Raw genomic sequence first — 20,832 nt, forward strand, 5'->3', positions numbered from 1 at the left:
TCATGAAACAATTTATCAATACAAAAGAAACGCTGGTCACCGAAGCTATCGATGGCTCGCTTCGGACAGGTGGCGGGCGGTTGGCCAGGCTCGACGGCTACCCGCATATCAAAGTGGTCGTGCGCACCGACTGGGATAAATCCAAAGTTGCGCTGGTGTCTGGTGGCGGTTCCGGCCACGAGCCGAGCCATGCGGGTTTTGTCGGACAGGGGATGTTGACGGCCGCTGTCTGCGGTGAAGTGTTTGCTTCGCCATCGGTCGATGCGGTTCTTGCCGGTATTCTGGCCGTAACCGGCAAGGCCGGCTGCCTTGTCATTGTGAAGAACTATACCGGTGATCGATTGAATTTTGGCCTTGCTGTCGAAAGGGCCCGTGCGTTTGGCCTCAAGGTCAACATGGTCATCGTCGACGATGACATTGCGTTGCCGGACCTGCCGCAATCCCGCGGTGTTGCAGGGACCCTCTTTGTGCACAAAATCGCTGGCGCCCTGGCCGATCAAGGTGCCGGTTTGCAGGCGGTCACCGACGCTGCTGAACGCGTGATTGATGGTGCTGTGTCAATTGGCATGTCATTGGATACCTGTACAGTCCCGGGCTCACCGAAGGAAGACCGGATCGAACCCGGCAAGGCAGAACTGGGGCTTGGCATTCACGGCGAAGCCGGTGTTGAGCAAGTCGCATTTTCAAATGCCAAAACAGCCATGGCGATGGTTGTCGATCGGCTCGAAACGTCACTTCAACCAGGTCCTCATGTCGCCCTATTGAACAATTTGGGTGGAACAACACCCCTTGAGATGGCCGTTTTGGCCGAAGAGTTGACCCACTCGCGTATTGGGCCGCAAATTCGCTGGCTGATCGGTCCGGCTCCGTTGATGACGTCCCTGGATATGCATGGCTTTTCGGTTTCTTTGTTGCCGGTGAGCCAGACGGAAGAAGCTCTCTTGCAGGCCCCCGTGGCACCGTGGGCCTGGCCTGGGTGTCTGGCGCTCGGGGCGGTTTCGGTTCTGCCGCTTCCAGATGGGCTCTCACCGATCCAGCCGCTGCCATCACAGGATGAAAGGACACAAGATTTCATTGAACGGTGTTGCAGCATCTTGATTGCCGCTGAGGCGGATCTGAATGCTCTGGACGCAAAATCGGGGGATGGAGACACCGGGACAACATTGGCGGCCGCTGCCCGCGCGCTGATCGAAGCACTTCCCAGGCTTCCTTTGGCCGACACAACGCAGCTTTATCGGGCGATTGGCTTGGAATTGAGCCAGGTTATGGGGGGATCGTCCGGCGTGCTTCTGGCGATCTTTTTCGCTGCTGCCGGAGACGCGTCCTCCAGTGGTCAGAATTCAATCGGGGCTTTGAAAGCGGGACTTGAAAGGGTCATGCAGGTGGGCGGCGCTGGTCCGGGCGATCGGACAATGATCGATGCGCTTCTGCCGGCCTTGGATGCGCTTGATAATGGCTTGGAGGCGGCGGCTTCGGCCGCGCGCCAGGGGGCAGATGCAACCTCCCGGATTACCCGTGCCAGAGCGGGGCGGGCTAGTTATGTCTCTGAGAGCAGTCTGTCAGGCCACAACGACCCGGGAGCCGAAGCTGTCGCGCTGTTGTTTGAGCAAATTCTCACCAGGCACGCGCTTTCTGCTTAAGGGGGCATGTCAAAGATTGGCCAGCTGCGCGCACCAGTGCTGCTGGCCAAAACATATTTGTTTGATGCGCGCTTAAGGCGACAGCAATTTGGCATGTTCTGCAATCATATCGGCCGCATCTTCTGAAAACAGTTCGGGCCGGCTCTCGCACAAGGTCTGGAGTGTTATGAAAATCCGGGCAAGATGGATCTCCATCGCCGCGACTGCTGCCGCCGGATCGTTGTTTTTCAATCCCTCATAAATCGCCGTGTGTTCTTCCAAGACGACCTTCATATGATCAGGCAGGGGGAACGCCAGTCTGCGTACTCTGTCCAGCTGGCCCTTGGCGACATGAATGGTTTTCCAGACCCGTTTTGAGGCCGCGATTGAGCTAATAATTCGGTGAAACTCCTCATCCGCTTGATAAAAAGCCGCTTCATCCATGTCTGATGCGCAGCGCTGCTGCTGGTACATGTTGACGTCGAGCTCGCGAAGAAATTCGGCGTCCATCTTTAGTGCGGCAACCCGGGTTGTTTCCAATTCCAAGGCCCGCCGGACGAATTGCCCTTCGAAAACCGTTGCTAGATCGATCTTCGATACGAACGTGCCCATGTTGGGCACGATGGTGACAAAGCCTTCGTCGGCAAGCTTTAAAAGTGCCTCGCGCAGAGGAGTGCGTGACACCGACATGGCTTCGCCGATGGCCTTTTCCGAAATTGGGCTGCCGGGGTTGAGTTCCATCTCGATGATCAAGCTGCGGATCAGGCTGTACATTTGCTGAGCGCGTGGCTGGTTGTCGTCAATCCCGGCCAGGATCCGGTCTGGAACTATAAAGGGTTCCTGCAGCAAGGCATTATTTTCAATATCTTTTTTCCTAGGCCTTGGCACGCTGTGCTCCTGCTGGTCGTTCAATCATTTCAAAAAACAAAACTCTAAATACCGAAATATCGGTTTTTTGTCGAGGTCCACCTCACGTCTCGTTAGAACAAAATTTGTCTCTTGCAAAAACCAATATATCGGTATATTGATTGCGAAATAGCAAATTGAACCGAGGGTCTCAGCTTGCATAGACGTCAAAGCTTCGGTTCTGTGGGAGGATAAAAAATGGCGATAGCCGCCGCGACCAAACCGCGCGAGCGTATGAATTTGGCTTTTGCCGCCAATCGCCAGTTCTGGCTGTTGATGATCAACCTGGCAGTCATCGCATTGATCGGCTTTTTCCGGCCAGATGCTTTTTTGAGCTGGACCAATTTCAAGGCGGTGCTGACCTTGATGTCCTACGATCTTCTGCTGGCGGTGGCGATGACCGTAGTGTTGATCGTGCGAGGGCTGGATCTGTCGGTCGGCTCGGTTCTTGCTCTGACCTCTGTCGTTCTTGCCATGTTGCTGAAAGACGGAACTCCGGTCTATCTGGCTCTAATCTTAAGCCTCGGTGTTGCGCTCCTATGCGGAGCGATCAATGGCGTCTTGATCGTCAAGGCTGGCCTGCTGCCCTTCCTTGTCACTCTTGCGATGATGACGGCGGCGCGCGGGGTCGCAACGGTTCTGACGACCGGACAATACGTCTCTTTTCCGTATGCTGCCCGCTGGTTTTCCAAGTTTGCCCGTGACGAAGTCCGGATCCCCATTGGTGACATGGTCTATGGCTTCCCGAATATGCTGTTGATCACTCTTGCGGTGACAGGTCTGTTTGGCCTCTTGCTCTGGCGTTGGGCGCCAATGCGCGGCTTCTTTTACCTCGGCGAAAGCCCGGAAGCGGCCAAACTGTCTGGTTTGAAAGTCGACCGGATCGCCATTTCCGCCTATGTGCTCGCAGCTGCTTTTGTCTGGGTTGCCGCTGTACTCATGACTTCGGCAAACAAGATTGGCTACGCAAACTATGGGATCGGCGCTGAATTACGCGCTCTCGCGGCAGCCGTCATCGGCGGCGCCAGCCTATCTGGCGGGGCTGGATCTGTTCTTGGAACCTTTCTTGGCGTTCTGCTGCTTGCGCTCATCGGCAACGGATTTGTGTTGCTAAACGGTGACCCCAACTGGCAGCAGGCGACTGTTGGTGCCGTTCTTATCCTGGCTGTTGCGATCGATGCTGTCCGCCGGGCCCGCGGAGGAGATTCCTGATGCTCCTCGCGCAAGAAATTACCAAAAGTTTTCACGGAAACACTGTGTTGCACGGTGTCGATTTTGAGTTGGTGCCAGGCGAAATCCACGCCTTGATCGGAGAAAATGGTGCCGGCAAATCCACCCTCGTCAACATCATTTCCGGCAACCTGCGGTATGACACGGGCAAGGTGCTTTTGGATGGAGATGAGCATGCGTTTGGCCATCCGCTGGAAGCCATGCGTGCCGGAATCGCCGTGGTTCACCAGGAGCTCAGCCTGGTGCCGAATGCTACGGTTGCGGAAAACATGTTCCTGCGCCGGGAAATCACCAATCGGTTTGGTCTGAATGACTGGCCTGCAATGACCCGGGCAGCACAAGAAATCTTCGACCGGATGGGTGTCGATATCGACCCGAATGCGCTCGCCGGTTCGCTCTCTACCGGGATGCAGCAGCTGGTCGAGGTCGCCAAGGCCGTCTCCCTGGATGCCAAATACATCTTTATGGACGAGCCGACGTCTTCTTTGTCAGAGAAGGAAATCCAGGAACTTTTCCAAGTAGTCCGGGATCTGCGGGACAAAGGGCTGGGAATTGTTTTTATTTCTCACAAGCTGTCCGAGCTCTTCGAGATTTCCGATCGGATCACTGTGTTGCGTGATGGCCGCTTCATCGGAACGCGGCTGGTTGCGGAAACCGATACCGGTGAAATCATTGCCATGATGGTCGGCCGTCATCTGACCGACCTTTATCCGCCCAAGGCCAGTGCACCAGGTGAGGTCATGTTCCGTTGCAGTGGCCTTTCGGCCTTCGGCACCGTTGCCGACGTCTCCTTTGAAGTGCGGCGCGGTGAAATCCTCGGTGTTGCAGGGCTCGTCGGTTCTGGCCGGACAGAGGCGATGCTGGCGCTGATCAACGCAACACCCAGAATTGCTGGCTCTTTTGAACTGGAGGGGGCCGGGATCGATATCTCAGATCCTGCCGATGCCATGAAAAAGGGAATTGTTTATGTCTCGGAAGATCGCAAGGGTTCTGGGCTCTTCCTGACATATTCGATTGAACAGAACATCGCCGCGGCATCCCTGATGAGAAAGTCCGGATCGATGGCCATGGTCAACAGCGGCGCCATGGCGGAGGCAGCGAACACCTACATTGTCCGCATGGACATCCGTCCCGCCCGGCCATCAGTGGCGGTGATCGACTTGTCAGGCGGCAACCAGCAAAAAGTTCTGCTCTCCAAAGCTCTGGAAGCAGAACCAAAGTTGCTCATCGTCGACGAGCCGACCCGCGGCGTCGATGTCGGTGCGAAATCCCTTATTCACCAGCGTCTCAGGGATCTCGCTGAGGCCGGGGCGGCCGTGATTATGGTGTCCTCTGAAATGCCTGAGGTCCTTGGCATGTCGGACCGCGTTCTGGTTTTTCGCAGCGGGCGGGTCTCCGCACTCCTTGACAACAGCAAGACTGAGCTTGGCCAGGAAGAGGTCATGGCTGCGGCCATTGAATAGGGCATTCAATAATGAATCAGAAAACCAAAAAGATACGCCCTGAACAGGTCCAGTACATAGGCCTGATCCTGGTGACACTCGCTATCGCCATTGGCTTCCAGATGGTGTTCGGCAACGTGCTGACTGGCGCAAACTTGCGGGTTCTGGCGATGAATATGGTGTTCGAAGGCATCATGGCTATCGGCATGACCTTTGTGATCATCATGGGCGGCATCGATCTATCTGTTGCATCAGTCTTTGCATTTGCCGAAATCTTGGTTGCAAAGTTGATGGTGGAGGCCGGACTGCCAGTGTTTCTTGCAGTCTCACTGACGGTTCTGGCCTCCATGCTGATTGGCGCGATCAACGGCACGCTGATTGTACTGCTGCGTGTTCATCCGCTTATTATCACATTGGGCATGCTGCTCACGCTGCGCGGTGTTAATCTGGCTATTACCGATGGAAAGTCGATCTCGGGATTTTCCGACAGTTTCCTCTATCTCGGTCAGGGCCAGATCCTTGGTATCGATGTTCCGATTTGGTTTTTTGCCATCGCGGCGTTGGTGCTTGGCTTGTTGCTCGCCCACCACCGGTACTTCCGCCAGCTCTATTTCATTGGCGGTTCTGAGCGCTCGGCCCGGTTTTCTGGCGTCAACACAGATCGGGTAAAAATCTCTATCTACGTCCTGTGCTCAACCTTGGCTGGATGTGCCGGGATCATGGCCGCTGCCCGCTATGGTGCGGCCCACTGGGGCCATGGAAACCTCGCCGAATTGAAAGCCATTGCAGCTGTTGCTGTTGGTGGCGCTGACATCATGGGCGGATCGGGAACCATGTTCGGTACCGTGCTTGGCGTCATTTTTCTGGCTGTTGTGCACAACGTCTTCGTCACCTCAGCCATCAACCCATTTTGGTATGACGTCGTCAATGGCGCCATGCTTCTGCTGGCGGTCCTCTTGAGCCGCATGATCGCTCTCAAAAACCGGCGGGACTTGCTTAGTGCAAGGCAAATGAAACTGGACCAGACCCCTAAAAAATTGATCGTGGAGGAGAGTTGAGAATGAACCTCATCAAAGGACTGGCTGTTGCCGCTCTAACCTTGAGCGCAACATTTACCACCCCCGCCTTGGCGGAAGACAAAGAACACTACGGCATGGTGGTATTCTTGAAGGGCTCTGAGTTCTTCAATTGGGCTTATGCCGGCTTCAAGGATGCAGCTGCAACTGTTGGTGCAACAACAGAGTTGCAAGGTCCAGCCGACTGGGACGCTTCGGCCGAAGCTCGTGCGGTGGAACAGCTTGTTGCCAAAGGCGTCAAGGGAATTGCAGTGACTGCCGGTGATGCCGACACGCTGACGGGTGCCATCGATGCAGCCATGGAAGCAGGCGTACCAACACTGACGTTTGATAGTGACAGTCCGGAATCCAACCGCCTCCTGTTCGTCGGCACCAACAACTACAACGCAGGTTACGCTGCCGGCAAAGCAATTGGTGAGATCTATGGCGACAAAGCCCGTGTTGGCGTGTCCTTGATCCCCGGCCTCGATTCCATCAACCACCGCCTGCGCGGCTTTAAAGAGGGCATGGCTTCCGTCGCACCCGGCGCAAAGGTTGTTGCGGAAGTCAATGATGAAGGCGACCTGCAAAAAGCTGAGACCGTGAACACGGCGATGCTACAGGCCAATCCGGAAATCAATGTCATTTTCTGTGCACATGGCAACCCTGCGACCGGCGCGCAAGCGGCAACCCGCAACGTCGGCCGGGACCGTGGTGAAAATCAGGTTGGCGTATTGGCCTGGTCAATTGATGCGCCGATCCTGATGGGTATCGACGATGGCGAGTACCTCGCGACTGTTGCTCAAAACCCATACATGATGGGTGTGCAATCTTTCTGGCAGCTTTGGTCGGCTGCGCATCCGACACAGTTCGACAGCATGACAAACCCGGGCATGGGGCAGGTTCCCACAGCCGACATCGATACCGGTGTGGCCATCCTTGTTCAGGGCGATATGGCGATCCGTTCGCTCTTGAACCCGCCATCGCTGTAATCTTGCGTACCGGGGCAGTGATGCCCCGGTCCCTCTTGGAAAGCATTCGAAATGAACCTTGATGGAAAAACGGCGCTGGTAACAGGTGCAGCTGGAGCTCTTGGAGCTGCCATCTGTGAGCGCCTTGCGGCTGACGGTGCAAATATCATCGCGCTCGACATCGACCAAACACACCTAGAAAAGCTCGCAGAGACAACGGGCGCAACACCGATATGTACAGACCTGGGTGATCCGCGTTCGCTCGAAACCGTTATTGGGGAGCTTGCTCCAGTCGATATACTGGTGAACAACGCTGGCGTCTTGTCCAATGACAAACTTGAAAAACAATCCCTGACAGATTGGCACCGGATTCACCGGATCAATCTGGACGCTGCTTTTCTGTTATCCCAAAACGCTCTGCCAAAAATGGTCAGCCGCGGCTGGGGGCGTGTGATTAACATGTCGTCCTGGGCGTCCAAATGCGGCGGTCTGACTGCCGGAACCGCCTATACCACGTCAAAAGCAGCTTTAACCGGTTTAACATTTTCTGTTGCCAGGGAGTATGCGGGCAAAGGTGTTACTGCCAATGCAATTGCTCCGGCCTATGTGATGTCTCCAATGGTGTCGGAACAGCTGTGCGAAGACCAGCGCCAGCATCTCTTGTCTGAAATTCCTGTTGGCCGGTTTTGCTCTCCTGAAGAGGTGGCGCATACGGTCGCGTTTCTTGCGTCGCCCCTGGCTGGATTTATTACCGGCGAAGTGATCGATATGAATGGCGGCCTGCAGTTCGACTGACCCAGCATTTTCTAAGAGCCTGAAACCAATGTTTGCGATAGACAGCCACCATCATATCTGGGACCCGTCACGGGGGGATTTTACCTGGATGGGCGCAGAACATGAACCGATCAACAAGGTGTTTTCGGTCGAAGATCTGGCGCCACTTCTCACCAGCGCGCAAGTCTCCCACACCATCCTTGTTCAGACATGGTCCAGCCTTGAAGAAACCGAAACGTTTCTCGATCTTGCCGGCAAAACCGACTTCATTGCCGGTGTCGTTGGCTGGATTGATCTCACCAAGGATGCGGTAGCGCAACTTGACCGTCTTAAGCAGCATCCCGCAGCAAAATACCTGAAAGGCATTCGCCATCAGGTACATGACGAGGCCGACCCGAATTGGCTTCTGCGGGCCGATGTCCAGGCATCGTTGCTGGAAGTAGCCAGGCGCGGACTTGTTTATGATTTGCTGATCCGTCCGCGTGAACTGGCCGCGTCTGCCGCTTGTGTCGAAAGGCAACCGGACCTGAAGTTTGTCATCGATCACATCGCCAAGCCACGCATTGCCGATGGCTGGGATACTGATTGGGAAGAGGGTATTGCCCGTCTGGCGATCTTTAAAGATCGTGTCTGGATCAAACTCTCTGGTCTGGTAACAGAAGCTGACTGGGCCAACTGGTCTGCAGACGACATCGTGCCCTACATCAACCACGTCATTAATCTGTTTGGCGCTGACCGGGTGATGACCGGTTCGGACTGGCCGGTTTGCACATTGGCGGCTGACTATGGCAGCACGCTTGATCTGGTGCGGGCAGCGATTGCCGGTCGCCCGGCTCGCGAACAGGAGCAGATCCTGCGGACCTCAGCCATAGAAGCCTACAGTCTATATGCTTGACACCAACGCCACTCTGTCTGGCCTACTCACCAATATTGGAAAACCTGATGATTGAAACTTGGCGCTGGTTTGGACCAGAAGACCCCGTTCCCCTGGCACATATCCGGCAAGCCGGCGTTGAAGGCATCGTGACCGCCATGCACCAATATGTTCCGGGACAAGTTTGGACGGTTGAGGATATCCAAAAGCGGAAAGACTTGATTGAGCGCGCAGGATTGGCTTGGTCAGTTTGTGAATCCATTCCCGTACCGGATGCAATCAAGCGGGACGGCACTGGTGCCCGTGCTGAGGTCAATGCCTGGAAAGATACCCTCGCGCGCGTCGGACAAACTGGCATCAAGACTGTGTGTTATAACTTCATGCCGGTGGTTGACTGGACGCGGACCGATTTGATGTTTCAACTGCCGGGTGGCGGCTACGCGTTACGCTACGATCACACTGATTTTGCCGCTTATGACATCTTCATCCTGAAGAGGCCAAATGCTGCCCAGGATTACTCCGCGGACGTGATTGCAGCCGCTCGAGCTCGTTTTGAGGGTATGAGCGATGCGGATAAAATCCGCCTGGAACAGAACATCATTGCCGGTCTTCCGGGCGGGGCCGAGGCTCAAACGCGGCAGACAATCGCAAACGCCATTCAGAGTTTTCAAGGACTGAGTGAGGACGACATCCGCTCAAACCTCGCGGCTTTTTTGAAAGAAGTGGTCCCGGTTGCGCAAGAGTTTGATGTCAAACTCGCAATTCACCCCGATGATCCGCCGTTTCCCCTGTTCAGTCTGCCGCGGGTGGTTTCCACACAAGCCGATGCCCGCGCTATTCTGGCAGCCTATGACGCACCGGAGAACGGGCTGACCTTCTGTACCGGCTCCTACGGAGCGCGGGCTGACAACAATTTGCCAGAGATGGCGCAGGAATTCGCAGACCGCATTAATTTCGCCCATTTGCGCATGGTACGTCTGGAACCCGGACAATGTTTCCATGAAGCGGAGCATCTGCACCGGTTGGACGAATTGCTTGAAGTGATAAAACACATTCGCGCTGGGGAAGAAAAGAATGAACAGGCCATCCCGATGCGGCCGGATCACGGGCATCTCATTGCGACCGACATCGGTAGCGACTCCAATCCAGGATATTCCTATATTGGCCGCTTGAAAGGGCTTGCGGAATTGCGCGGTCTCATTGCTGCCACCTCTGAAGAAAGGGCGGCGTGATGCGCACGCGAACTCTTGGAGAAACGGGGCTCAACCTGACCGAACTCAGTTTCGGGGCAGGAGCTATTGGGAATCTCTACCGGCCGGTTGACCGCGATTCTGCCATGGCCGCTATGCAAGCGGCCTGGGACGCCAGAATCCGATATTTCGATACGGCGCCATTCTATGGGCACGGGCTGTCTGAACGGCGGGTTGGTGATTTTCTGCGAGACAAAGACGGTTGGGTTCTGTCGAGCAAGGTTGGCAAGCTGTTGCGTCCGGTTGTCGAGGCCGATATTCCCGATCATGGTTTTGTTGACCCGCTGCCTTTCACGGTCGACTTCGACTACACCTACAATGGCATCATGAAATCATACGAGATGTCGCTCGCCCGGCTGGGTCTCAATCGGATCGACATTCTCTACGTGCATGATCTGGAGCCGCGCGGCTTTGATGAGGCGACCTATAAAAAGCACCTGACAGATTTTTTCGGCGGCGGTCATCTGGCTCTAACCGAGTTGAAATCCAGCGGTGCAATCAAAGCCTTTGGCCTTGGGGTCAATGAAGTTCAGGCGTGTCTGAACATATTGGTTCAGGCCGATCTCGACGTTATTCTGTTGGCGGGGCGCTTTTCGCTTTTAGATCGTCGTGGCGCAAAGGTACTCCTGCCGCTATGTGAACAGCGTGGCGTTTCGATTGTCGCCGGCGGGGTGTTTAACTCCGGTATTCTCGCAACGGGGCCAATTGACGGCGCTTACTTTGACTATGCTCCAGCGCCGCGCGACATCTGCGAGAAGGTCGCGCACATCCAAAAACACCTGGAGGCGAAAGGGCATCAGCTGCCTCAGGCCGCATTGCAGTTCCCTTTAACTTCTCCAGTGATCAAATCGGTTCTCATCGGCTCTGCCAAGGCTGGCAGCGTGAAGGCAAATGCTGAGTTGATGAACACATCGATCGATCCGGATGATTTCGAAGCGGTCAATCCTTACACGATCGGGTAGGGTGATTTATCAGGTGGCTGGGTGTCGTAGGTCCAAAGGGCCATTTGCAGGCTTTTAGGGAATACGTGTGCGATCAACGAACTTGCGCAGAGCAAAACGTGACCGGACCACCCGCAGCCCTGGAAGGCGCATGAGCTTGGTTTGGAGAAAACTCTCAAACTCCTCTAGGCTTTCGACCCAGATTTCCAGCAGAAAGTCCTGGGCGCCGGTCATCAGTGTGCCGGTTACGACCTCTTCAAAGAGGGCCACCTGGCTCTGAAAATTTAAGACTTCATCGGCATCTTGCCGTTCAAGTTCGACGGAAACGTAGGCTGTAATGCCAAAGCCGGCCGCTTTCCGGTCGATCCGGGCGCGGTAACCGGAAATCACACCGCTGTCTTCCAAGTGTCTGAGGCGGCGCTTACAGGGCGTTGCTGAGAGCCCAACCCGATCGGCTAACTGCACGATCGAAATGCGGCCATCTTCACAGACTGCGCGAAGAATCTTCCGATCGATGTCATCGATGGTGACTTCCACTCCAATTCTCCAATTTATGAGCGATATCCGCTAATAATCACAATTCTGAAGCTAAGAAAACGATTTTTCGTCTAACGAACCTGACTACGCTAAAGCGGGACGTAGTTTTCTACTGTTGGCGAGGAAATCATGCAGCTTAAGATCACCCAAGAAACGCCGCCGGCGGGCTTTGAACGCCTGCTTTTTGTTGAGGAACCGGACAGCGGCTTGCAGGCGTTTATCTGCGTCCATTCTACTGTACTTGGCCCGGCGGCGGGTGGCTGCCGCATGTGGAAATATGGTTCCTTGGATCAAGCTCGCACCGATGTCTTGCGCCTTGCCTCGGGCATGACCAGCAAGAATGCCATGGCGGGCTTAGGACTTGGGGGCGGCAAGTCGGTGATCGTTGGCGATGCAAAAACCGATAAGTCTGAAGCTCTGTTCCGAGCGTTTGGCCAGGCTGTAGAATCCCTGAAAGGAACTTACTACACCGCGGAAGATGTCGGGATTTCGCCGGAAGATATGGCGATGGTAGCAGCCGAAACCGACTATGCCGTTGGCCTGGAATGCGGTCAACATGGTAGCGGTGATCCGTCTCCTTTCACTGCGGAAGGTGTGTTCCAGTGTCTGAAAGTTGGCGCAGAAAACGTCTTTGCAACGTCTGACTTTACCGGGCGCCGGGTTCTGGTTCAGGGTCTTGGCCATGTCGGTATGTCGCTGGCGGAAAAGCTTCATGAAGCTGGCGCGCAGCTGATCGTCGCTGACATCAACGAAGCTGCCTTGAAGCGTGCGGCAAAAGACCTTGGTGCTGAGGTCTGTGCTGTCGACGCGGTGTTTGACGCGCAAATGGACATTTTTGCGCCTTGCGCTCTTGGCGGCGTGCTGACTGAGGAGAGTGCTGCGCGATTGAAGGCCAAGCTCGTCTGTGGAGCGGCCAACAATCAGCTCGCCACTCCGGGTGTGGCTGAAACACTGCGTGCACGCGACATACGTTATTTGCCGGATTACGTCGTCAATGCTGGTGGTATCATCAGTGTTGCCAGTGAGATCCATAAAACTGGTGAAGACTACCGGGATGACCGTTTGAATTTGCTCGCCGGGCGGATCCGCGAGATTTTGGATCTGAGCGACCAAAGCGGCAAGACCACAACACGTGTTGCCGATGAACTGGTTGCAAAGATCATTGCTGACGCCCGCAGCCTTCAGAAAGGCGCTGCATGACCCAGGATACTGCTCCTCTATCGTTGAATGTGCCGGAGCCGGGCTGCCGGCCCGGCGACACACCGGATTTTTCCGATTTCGAAATTCCCCGGGCCGGTGCGGTTGGCCGCCCCCCGGTAGACGTCGATCCGGATGAAATCCGGGACATGGCCTTTTCCATCGTTCGGGTCTTGAACAAGGAAGGCAAGGCGGTCGGCGAATGGGCTGGAGCGCTCAGCGTTGAGGAGCTGCGCTTAGGTCTGCGCCACATGTTGTTGCTGCGCACTTTTGATGCGCGCATGCAGAACGCGCAGCGCCAAGGCAAGACCAGTTTCTATATGCAGCATTTGGGTGAAGAGGCCGTGTCTTGTGCCTTTGCCCGAGCTTTGGAGCCGGGAGATATGAATTTCCCGACCTATCGTCAGGCTGGTCTATTGTTCGCCGTCGATTATCCGATGCTGACGATGATGAACCAGATCTACTCGAATGCAAAAGATCCTCTGGCAGGTCGCCAGCTGCCGATCATGTATTCGTCCAAGGAACATGGGTTCTTCTCGATTTCCGGCAACCTCGGAACCCAATTTGTGCAATCCGTCGGCTGGGCGATGGCTTCAGCGATCTCCGGGGACACAAAGATCGCGACCGGCTGGATCGGCGATGGCTCGACCGCGGAAAGTGATTTTCATGCGGCCATGGTTTTTGCTTCGACCTATAAGGCGCCAGTCGTTCTGAACATCGTCAACAACCAGTGGGCCATCTCAACGTTTCAAGGGATCGCACGGGGCGGTGTTGGTACGTTTGCCGCCCGTGGCCATGGGTTTGGCATCGCCTCCATCCGGGTTGATGGTAACGATTACCTCGCCGTTCACGCTGTCGCCAGATGGGCGGCAGAACGTGCGCGCAAAGGCTTCGGCCCGACGTTGATCGAACATGTGACCTACCGTGCAGGTGGCCACTCGACCTCAGATGATCCATCTGCATACCGCGCAAAAAGCGAGGCGGCCGCCTGGCCGCTCGGCGATCCGATCGAACGTTTGAAAAACCACCTGATCACCATCGGTGAATGGAGCGAGGAACGGCAAAGCCAGGCTGAAGCGGAAATCCTCGACACGGTGATTACCCTGCAGAAAGAGGCTGAATCCGTAGGCACGCTGGCGGGTGGGGAAGCGCCATCGCCGCGGGACATGTTTGAAGGGGTTTATGAAACCATGCCGCCGCACTTGGTCCGGCAACGGCAGGAAGCGGGGTTCTGATCATGGCTCAGATGACAATGATCGAGGCGATCCGTGAAGCCCATGATGTGGCGATGGGTACCGACAAACGTGTTGTGGTCTACGGCGAGGATGTCGGTTTCTTCGGTGGTGTGTTCCGCTGTACGGCAGGCCTTCAGGAAAAATACGGCAAATCCCGCTGCTTTGATGCGCCCATCAACGAAAGCGGCATCGTCGGAACGGCTATCGGCATGGCGGCTTATGGCTTGAAACCGGTGATTGAGATCCAGTTTGCCGATTACGTCTATCCGGCATTTGACCAGATCGCGTCTGAGGCAGCTCGGTTGCGCCACCGCTCAAATGGCGATTTTACTTGTCCGCTCGTGATCCGCATGCCGACCGGTGGTGGCATCTTTGGTGGACAAACCCACAGCCAGAGCCCGGAAGCGCTCTTTACCCATGTTTCGGGTTTGAAGGTGGTGCTCCCATCCAATCCCCGCGATGCGAAGGGCCTGCTGCTGGCCTCCATTGCAGATCCGGACCCGGTGATTTTCCTGGAACCGAAACGGCTCTACAATGGCCCATTTGATGGCCATCATGACAAGCCGATTGTCAGCTGGAAGAACCATGCACTGGGTGACGTCCCGGATGGCGATGAGATTGTCCCGCTCGGCAAGGCGCATACGTTCCGGGAAGGCTCGGATGTCACCGTTCTGGCCTATGGCACGATGGTCTATGTCGCCGAAGCCGCCGCAGAAGAAACAGGTGTTGACGCGGAAATCATCGATCTGCGCACCCTGTTGCCGCTGGATCTGGAGGCGATCACGGAATCTGTCAAAAAGACCGGCCGCTGTGTGATCGTTCATGAGGCGACCCGCACCTCCGGGTTTGGGGCTGAACTCATGAGCCTTGTCCAGGAAAGCTGTTTTTATCATCTCGAAGCCCCCATGATCCGTGTCACCGGCTGGGATACGCCTTATCCGCATGCGCAGGAGTGGGAGTACTTCCCAGGCCCAGGCCGCGTGGGTGAGGCCCTTCGCAAAGTCATGGAGGACTAAGCTCATGGGTGTTTTTGCAATCCGGCTGCCGGATGTGGGCGAAGGCATCGCCGAAGCAGAACTGATCGAATGGCATGTCCAACCTGGCGATCTGGTTCGCGAAGACGATGTTCTGGCCGAGGTCATGACCGACAAGGCGACCGTCGAAGTGCCGTCATCGGTTGATGGCAAGGTGCTGGAACATGGTGGCGACGTCGGTCAGATGATGGCCATCGGCTCCATTCTGGTTCGCATTGAAGTCCAGGGTGAAGGCAATGAGGCCGAAGGGAGCACCGAAGTTCCTGCAGCTGCAGTTGCCAAAGACCCGAGCCCGGCTCCCGTCGCGGACACAAAGCCCCAGCAAAAATTGGATGCACCGGCTGCACCTGTGCCGGTTTCAACACCGGCTCAACCAGCAACAGCTTCTGCACCGGTTCCACGGGCAAGCGGAACCAAACCTCTGGCGGCGCCGTCTGTGCGGGCCCGCGCCCGTGAAGAAGGGGTCGATCTGCGTCAGGTTCCGGGTAGCGGCCCAGCAGGCCGGATCAGCCATTCGGACCTGGACAACTGGATCGCTTCTGGCGGGATCCAGCAGGGCGGGGTCACCCGCGGCCAGAACACGGGCATTGAGGAAGTGCGTGTCATCGGCATGCGGCGCAAGATCGCCGAAAAGATGGCGCTTTCCAAAAAACATATTCCGCACATCACCATTGTCGAAGAAGTCGAAATGTCGGCTTTGGAAGACCTGCGGGCGGTGCTCAATACCAAATACAAGGGTGAACGCGCCAAATTGACGCTTCTCCCATTCCTGATGCGGGCGATTGTTGAAGCCGTGCGGGAACAACCGGGACTGAATGCGCGCTACGATGACGAAGCTGGCATCATCTACCGTCACGGCGGCGTGCATGTCGGGATTGCGACCCAGACACCGCAGGGGCTGAACGTTCCGGTCGTGCATCACGCGGAAGCTGGAAGCCTTTGGGACAACGCGGAGACCGTCTCTCGGCTTGCAGAAGCTGCGCGGGACGGTTCGATCAAACGGGAAGAGCTAAACGGCGGCACGATTACCATCACCTCACTCGGAGCGCTGGGTGCTATTGCAACGACGCCGATCATCAATCACCCGGAAGTGGCGATCGTCGGCGTCAACAAGATGCAGATCCGCCCGATCTGGGACGGACAGCAATTCCAGCCGCGCAAGATGATGAACATCTCCTGCAGCTTCGACCACCGGGTCATTGATGGCTGGGATGCAGCTGTCTTTGTCCAGAAACTGAAAACCCTGCTGGAAACCCCGGCCATGCTGTTTGTCGAGGGCTAAATGTCAGATTTGAATTGCAAACTTCTTATCATCGGCGCTGGCCCTGGCGGTTACATTTGTGCGATCCGGGCAGGGCAGCTCGGCGTCGACACGATTGTCGTGGATGAAGGCAAACCCGGCGGAACCTGCCTCAATGTCGGCTGTATTCCCTCAAAAGCGATGATCCACGCGGCAGATGAATTCTACAAGATGGCCCATGCCGGTTCCGGACCACTCGGGATTTCCGCCGGTAGCCCAACCATCGATCTGAAGCAGACGGTCGCCTGGAAAGACGGCATCGTTGAACGCCTGAACACAGGTGTTGCTGGCTTGATGAAAAAGGCCAAGGCGCGGTTCGTTTCTGGCCGGGCCCGTTTCCTTGATGGCAAAACCGTTGAAGTGACCGACAACGACGGCACTAAGACAATCCGCGCCGAATATATCGTCGTTGCGTCCGGTTCTGCTCCGGTCGAGCTGCCGTTCCTGCCGTTTGGCGGTTCAATATTATCGTCGACCGATGCGCTCAACTTGACTGAAGTGCCGGACAGCCTGGCTGTCGTTGGTGGCGGCTATATCGGACTTGAGCTGGGTACTGTCTTTGCCAAACTCGGCGCCAAGGTCACAGTGGTTGAAGCAGAAGATCGTATCCTTCCGCTCTACGACAAAGCATTGACGGCTCCCGTTGCGAAGCGGCTGAAAGATCTCGGCGTCACTGTGATGACCGGGACAAAGGCGCAAGGCTATGCGGATGGAACGCTGAGCACCGACAAGGGTGATATTGCCGCTGAAAAAGTGCTGGTCACTGTTGGTCGGCGTCCGCGCACCGCCGGGATTGGGATTGAAGAGCTGGCCCTCACCCAGGACGGGCCTTTCGTGAAGATCGACAAGTTCTGCCAGACGTCTATGCGCGGGATTTTTGCCATTGGCGACGTCACGGGCGAACCGATGCTGGCCCACCGGGCGATGGCTCAGGGTGAAATGGTTGCCGAGCGTATTGCCGGACATTCCGTGGAGTGGGACAAGCGGGCCATTCCGGCTGTTTGTTTCACTGATCCGGAAGTCGTGACATGTGGCGCGCTGCCAGGTGAGCTTGAAGGCACCAAGTTTGCCGAGTTCCCGTTCATGGCCAATGGCCGTGCCATGACAACGGAACGCGAGGACGGATTCATCCGCGTTGTCTGGCGGGAGGCGGATCATGCCGTCGTTGGCATCCAGGCTGTCGGCGCAGGTATTTCAGAAATGTCGGCTGCGTTTTCGCTGGCGATTGAGATGGGTGCCTGCCTGGAAGACATTGCATCCACGATCCATGCCCATCCGACCCAGTCGGAAGGCCTGCAGGAAGCCTGTTTGCGCGCGCTGGGACACGCGCTGCATATCTAGGCTGTTCTGCTAAGAAGTAATAAGGCCGGAGTGCGGGAATAACCCGCGCACCGGCCTTTTTGTATGGCGAGAGTGGAGGATCTACGGGCTTCCTCTTAGTGGTAACACTTGCGCCGGGACATCTTTCCGATGCCAGGATTCAGCGTGTTGGTCGGATCGCAGTCTTTATAGAATTCCGCCAAGTCCGGCTTGGCCTTGTAGAGATGGCCAACGTTGTGTTCTGCCGGGTATTCGGCGCCGCGTTCATCTAGGATCTTGAGCATTTTTTCCTTCAGAGCTTTCGGATCCTGGCCCTTCTTGACGATGTAGTCCTGATGCAGGACGTGGCAGAAGAAGTGACCGTAGTAGAGCTTGTGCACCAAGCCGCCTTCGATCTCGGTGGGGAGCTGTTCGAACCAGTCTCTGTCGTCCCGGCGAAGAGCAATGTCGAGGGCCAGAATGTCTTCGACTTCGTTCGAATGAACTGCCTGATAACGCACCGCCGCTCCCGCGGCCGCAAACCGGTGAAGGCCGGCTATTTTGCCTTCGCGCGGCGAACAGATAAACCAGTCGCCTTTTTCTTGCCCGAAGAACTTGCTCAGAAAGTCTTCGGCTTCTTGAACGCCGCCATCGCGCATTTTCAGGATCAGGTGGTGCTCATAGTGTGCCCGGAAATCTTCCATGCGTTTCGGCAAGATGTTGGGCCATAACTTGGTGAGCACCTGCATGAAGCGGTCGGTCAGGTTTGCGGGCAAAAGCGGGATCTTGGAAAGCCGCGCGTCAGCCCAGCCTTTCAGCGCAAAGATCCCTGGCAACCAGTCAGTGCCGAGCTTGTCGATCAGGATAAGTGTATCCTTCCCGTAACGCTTTGAGATGTCATAGATCTCGGCATGCATGTATTCCCCGGAGACGGGTAGATGCTCGAACTCTGCCAGAATGTGCCGGCGTAGGCGTGTCAGAACCTGGGTGTCGTTGGTGCCGATGTAAAAGACTTTCTCAGTATCCGGCTTTGGATAGGTGTCCAAACGGGCTGCAAACACTGCAAGTTTGCCGGCACAGCCGGAGGCCTCATGGAGGCGCCGTTTGTCGGCATTAAAGCGGGCGGGGCTGGGTTCGTCGATTTCGCGCACCCGCCGGTGATAGTCCGTGTCGGAGGCCTTGAGATTGGTGTCGTCGACGTCCTGGTCGGAATAGTCGCCGTTTTCAAGCCGGGTTAGGATCGTTTCCGGATCTTGCCCAAGGGAAATGCCCAGGTGATTGACCAGCTCCAGCTGGCCGTCTTCACGGATCTGGGCGTAAAGAGAGAGCTCGGTGTAGGACGGTCCGCGCTCTACCAGGGAACCCCCGGAGTTGTTGCAGACCCCGCCGATGATTGACGCGCCGATGCAGGATGATCCGATGACTGAATGCGGTTCACGGTCATAAGGCGCCATCAGTTTTTCAAGGGAAAACAACGTTGCACCTGGAAAGCTAATGATTTGCCGCCCGTCCTTCAGAACCTGGATTTTGTCCATGCGTTTGGTGCTGAGCACAACGGCGTCCCGGTCGTAGTCCCCGTTTGGTGTGGAGCCTTCTGTCAAGCCGGTGTTGGCGGCCTGCATGATGACGATCTTGTCGGCCTCAACACAGGCCTTCAGCACCTGCCATTGTTCCAGCAGGGTGCCGGGTTGAACCACGGCAAGTGCTGTGCCTTCTCCAGAGCGAAACCCCTTGCAGAACCGTTCCATCGACCGGGGATTGGTAATCACATGCCGGTTGCCAACGATGTCCTTCAGCTTTGCCAGGAGTTGATCGGCAGTATTGGGGGACACGGGCGTTTGCATTGGCAATCTCCAGATTTCTGGTCAATTCAAACCCTTGTCTCAATCCTGTCTGTTTGGACACAAAGGCGTCAGCAATTGGCGCCGAAAGCGTGTTCATTGCCGATTGTTCATATTGGTATAAATTATTTACCAATTTAACTGACGTTGCGCAAGTTATGAATATGCGCCTTTGTCAGACGCATTATGGTTTTCAGTTATTGGAGAGTCCAGGTGTGAGAAAACCGGCGCTTTCTCAGCTCTTTAGTCTGTTTTCAGGAGGAGGGTAGGGTGCAGTTGTACTGCCTGTTAAAAACTACAGACGAACGGTCCCGTGTGTTCGGCATCTGACGATCGTCTTAGACGGTCAAGGTAGCGCCCATTTCGCAGAGGCTGGTTTTTGAGAACGCGCTGACCCTTCTAGGCTTGCGCATTGAAAGCCTTTGTTAGCCTGGCGATGAACGCCGGTTTCGTATCATCCTCCGGCAGGCAGGTATGGGCCTTAAGGTCAATCGTCCGCTCTTCGCCGAGCAGGTTTAAAAAGCGGTTGATGGCATCAATGGCGTCAATTGAGACTGGTTCAATCAGCATGATGGCATGGGCCATAATGGCGCTTCGGGTCCGGTCGGCTTTTCCCCGCCGGATGCGCATTGCGGTGCCGGCGAATTTCAGGCCGTTCAGCTGAACGTTATACTCCCCATCGCAAAAGGCCCCGGGTTTCCAGCCTCTGCTCGCGCCCGGGCCCAGAGCCTGCTCGATCGGAGTGCAAAGCCTATTGTATTCTTCTTTTAAATCGACGGGTTTTCCCGGTTCAGTCGCATAGACATGGGTGACATTTAAGATGCCGGCGCCCTGCGGCGTGACATCGCCGCCGGTACTGCGCAAGTTCACCGTCCAACCTTCTGCTGCTAGGCGATGAGAGGCCTCGCCGAACCGAGGCTTGGTGCTCAGGCTCTTCGGAGAAACGAGAGACCTGGGGCTTTCCCAGAACCACAAATGGCGGTTGTCCGGATTGCGGCTGACGTCTTCGAGAAGCTCCAACTCACGGGCTAGAGCTTCGGCTGTGTCCAGAAAGTCTACCAAATCCGGTCTCCATCATGCCTGCTGTTCTTGCAGAAGAGGATCTAACCAGTCAGCCAAGAAAACACAATGAAGGCAAGTTGTGCATCGGATATCGCGATAGACTTTCATCAGCTGTTTCGGCGCTGTCTTTGACCAAGTCGAAAACGAGTTTGCCTCTTACAGCTAGACTATGCTGCGTTGCGATATTACTCTCTTTGCGGGAGGACACTTTCGTTGCCGACAACTGGCGTAACAAAGAGGTCCAAACTCATGATTTATAGAACAA

18 protein-coding genes are annotated in these 20,832 nt (G+C 55.9%); 14 read left to right on the forward strand and 4 right to left on the reverse strand.

The window, feature by feature from the left end; translation table 11 throughout:
- The first annotated feature begins 2 nt into the window (after positions 1–2).
- On the forward strand, positions 3–1,640 hold the full coding sequence (locus FJ695_RS10075; protein ID WP_141185325.1) for a dihydroxyacetone kinase subunit DhaK: 1,638 nt from the start codon (positions 3–5) through the stop codon (positions 1,638–1,640).
- Between the two features lie 72 nt (positions 1,641–1,712).
- Here the strand turns inward: FJ695_RS10075 and FJ695_RS10080 are convergent, their stop codons facing one another.
- On the reverse strand, positions 1,713–2,468 hold the full coding sequence (locus FJ695_RS10080; protein WP_141185326.1) for a GntR family transcriptional regulator: 756 nt from the start codon (positions 2,466–2,468) through the stop codon (positions 1,713–1,715).
- Between the two features lie 255 nt (positions 2,469–2,723).
- Here FJ695_RS10080 and FJ695_RS10085 point away from each other — a divergent pair, with 255 nt between their 5' ends.
- Genes FJ695_RS10085 through FJ695_RS10120 form a run of 8 tightly spaced genes read left to right on the forward strand, consistent with a single transcriptional unit; the run spans position 2,724 to position 11,083 of the window.
- Positions 2,724–3,737: an ABC transporter permease gene (locus FJ695_RS10085; RefSeq protein WP_141185327.1), complete on the forward strand. Its 1,014-nt coding sequence runs from the start codon at positions 2,724–2,726 to the stop codon at positions 3,735–3,737.
- Entirely contained in the window at positions 3,737–5,218 is a 1,482-nt protein-coding gene (locus FJ695_RS10090; RefSeq protein WP_141185328.1) for a sugar ABC transporter ATP-binding protein, read from the forward strand. The genes FJ695_RS10085 and FJ695_RS10090 overlap by 1 nt, the downstream gene beginning before the upstream one ends.
- An 11-nt stretch (positions 5,219–5,229) precedes the next feature.
- Positions 5,230–6,255, forward strand: a complete 1,026-nt coding sequence (locus tag FJ695_RS10095; protein ID WP_141185329.1) for an ABC transporter permease — start codon at positions 5,230–5,232, stop codon at positions 6,253–6,255.
- 2 nt (positions 6,256–6,257) lie between these two features.
- Complete coding sequence (locus FJ695_RS10100) at positions 6,258–7,244, forward strand: substrate-binding domain-containing protein (protein ID WP_141185330.1); 987 nt, start codon at positions 6,258–6,260, stop codon at positions 7,242–7,244.
- A gap of 51 nt (positions 7,245–7,295) precedes the next feature.
- Positions 7,296–8,018, forward strand: a complete 723-nt coding sequence (locus FJ695_RS10105; protein WP_141185331.1) for an SDR family NAD(P)-dependent oxidoreductase — start codon at positions 7,296–7,298, stop codon at positions 8,016–8,018.
- A gap of 28 nt (positions 8,019–8,046) precedes the next feature.
- Positions 8,047–8,892, forward strand: a complete 846-nt coding sequence (locus FJ695_RS10110; RefSeq protein ID WP_168206312.1) for an amidohydrolase — start codon at positions 8,047–8,049, stop codon at positions 8,890–8,892.
- Positions 8,893–8,939: 47 nt separating this feature from the next.
- Positions 8,940–10,103 (forward strand): mannonate dehydratase, encoded by a 1,164-nt coding sequence (gene uxuA, locus FJ695_RS10115; protein WP_141185333.1) that lies wholly within the window; start codon positions 8,940–8,942, stop codon positions 10,101–10,103.
- Entirely contained in the window at positions 10,103–11,083 is a 981-nt protein-coding gene (locus FJ695_RS10120) for an aldo/keto reductase (RefSeq protein WP_141185334.1), read from the forward strand. Before uxuA ends, FJ695_RS10120 begins: the two co-directional genes overlap by 1 nt.
- A gap of 54 nt (positions 11,084–11,137) precedes the next feature.
- On the opposite strand, the gene FJ695_RS10125 is transcribed toward FJ695_RS10120, so the two are convergent.
- Positions 11,138–11,599 (reverse strand): Lrp/AsnC family transcriptional regulator, encoded by a 462-nt coding sequence (locus tag FJ695_RS10125; RefSeq protein ID WP_141185335.1) that lies wholly within the window; start codon positions 11,597–11,599, stop codon positions 11,138–11,140.
- A gap of 129 nt (positions 11,600–11,728) precedes the next feature.
- On the opposite strand from FJ695_RS10125, the gene FJ695_RS10130 reads away from it, so the two are divergent.
- The 5 genes from FJ695_RS10130 to lpdA are packed head-to-tail and all read left to right on the forward strand — an operon-like array spanning position 11,729 to position 17,706.
- Positions 11,729–12,799: a Glu/Leu/Phe/Val dehydrogenase dimerization domain-containing protein gene (locus FJ695_RS10130; protein WP_141185336.1), complete on the forward strand. Its 1,071-nt coding sequence runs from the start codon at positions 11,729–11,731 to the stop codon at positions 12,797–12,799.
- Positions 12,796–14,031, forward strand: coding sequence for a 3-methyl-2-oxobutanoate dehydrogenase (2-methylpropanoyl-transferring) subunit alpha (locus FJ695_RS10135; RefSeq protein ID WP_141185337.1), 1,236 nt, complete (start codon positions 12,796–12,798; stop codon positions 14,029–14,031). Before FJ695_RS10130 ends, FJ695_RS10135 begins: the two co-directional genes overlap by 4 nt.
- 2 nt (positions 14,032–14,033) lie before the next feature.
- Positions 14,034–15,047 carry an alpha-ketoacid dehydrogenase subunit beta gene (locus FJ695_RS10140; RefSeq protein ID WP_141185338.1) on the forward strand — a complete coding sequence of 338 codons (1,014 nt, stop codon included), beginning with the start codon at positions 14,034–14,036 and terminating at the stop codon, positions 15,045–15,047.
- Positions 15,048–15,051: 4 nt separating this feature from the next.
- Entirely contained in the window at positions 15,052–16,347 is a 1,296-nt protein-coding gene (locus FJ695_RS10145) for a dihydrolipoamide acetyltransferase family protein (protein WP_141185339.1), read from the forward strand.
- Positions 16,348–17,706 carry a dihydrolipoyl dehydrogenase gene (gene lpdA / locus FJ695_RS10150; protein ID WP_141185340.1) on the forward strand — a complete coding sequence of 453 codons (1,359 nt, stop codon included), beginning with the start codon at positions 16,348–16,350 and terminating at the stop codon, positions 17,704–17,706.
- 95 nt (positions 17,707–17,801) lie between these two features.
- On the opposite strand, the gene dld is transcribed toward lpdA, so the two are convergent.
- Together dld and FJ695_RS10160 are read right to left on the reverse strand one after the other, a co-directional pair.
- Positions 17,802–19,508 (reverse strand): D-lactate dehydrogenase, encoded by a 1,707-nt coding sequence (gene dld / locus FJ695_RS10155; RefSeq protein ID WP_141185341.1) that lies wholly within the window; start codon positions 19,506–19,508, stop codon positions 17,802–17,804.
- A gap of 396 nt (positions 19,509–19,904) precedes the next feature.
- Entirely contained in the window at positions 19,905–20,567 is a 663-nt protein-coding gene (locus tag FJ695_RS10160) for a hypothetical protein (RefSeq protein ID WP_209010993.1), read from the reverse strand.
- Positions 20,568–20,832: the final 265 nt, after the last annotated feature.

The sequence above is a fragment of the Labrenzia sp. PHM005 genome (assembly GCF_006517275.1).
GTDB lineage: Bacteria > Pseudomonadota > Alphaproteobacteria > Rhizobiales > Stappiaceae > Roseibium.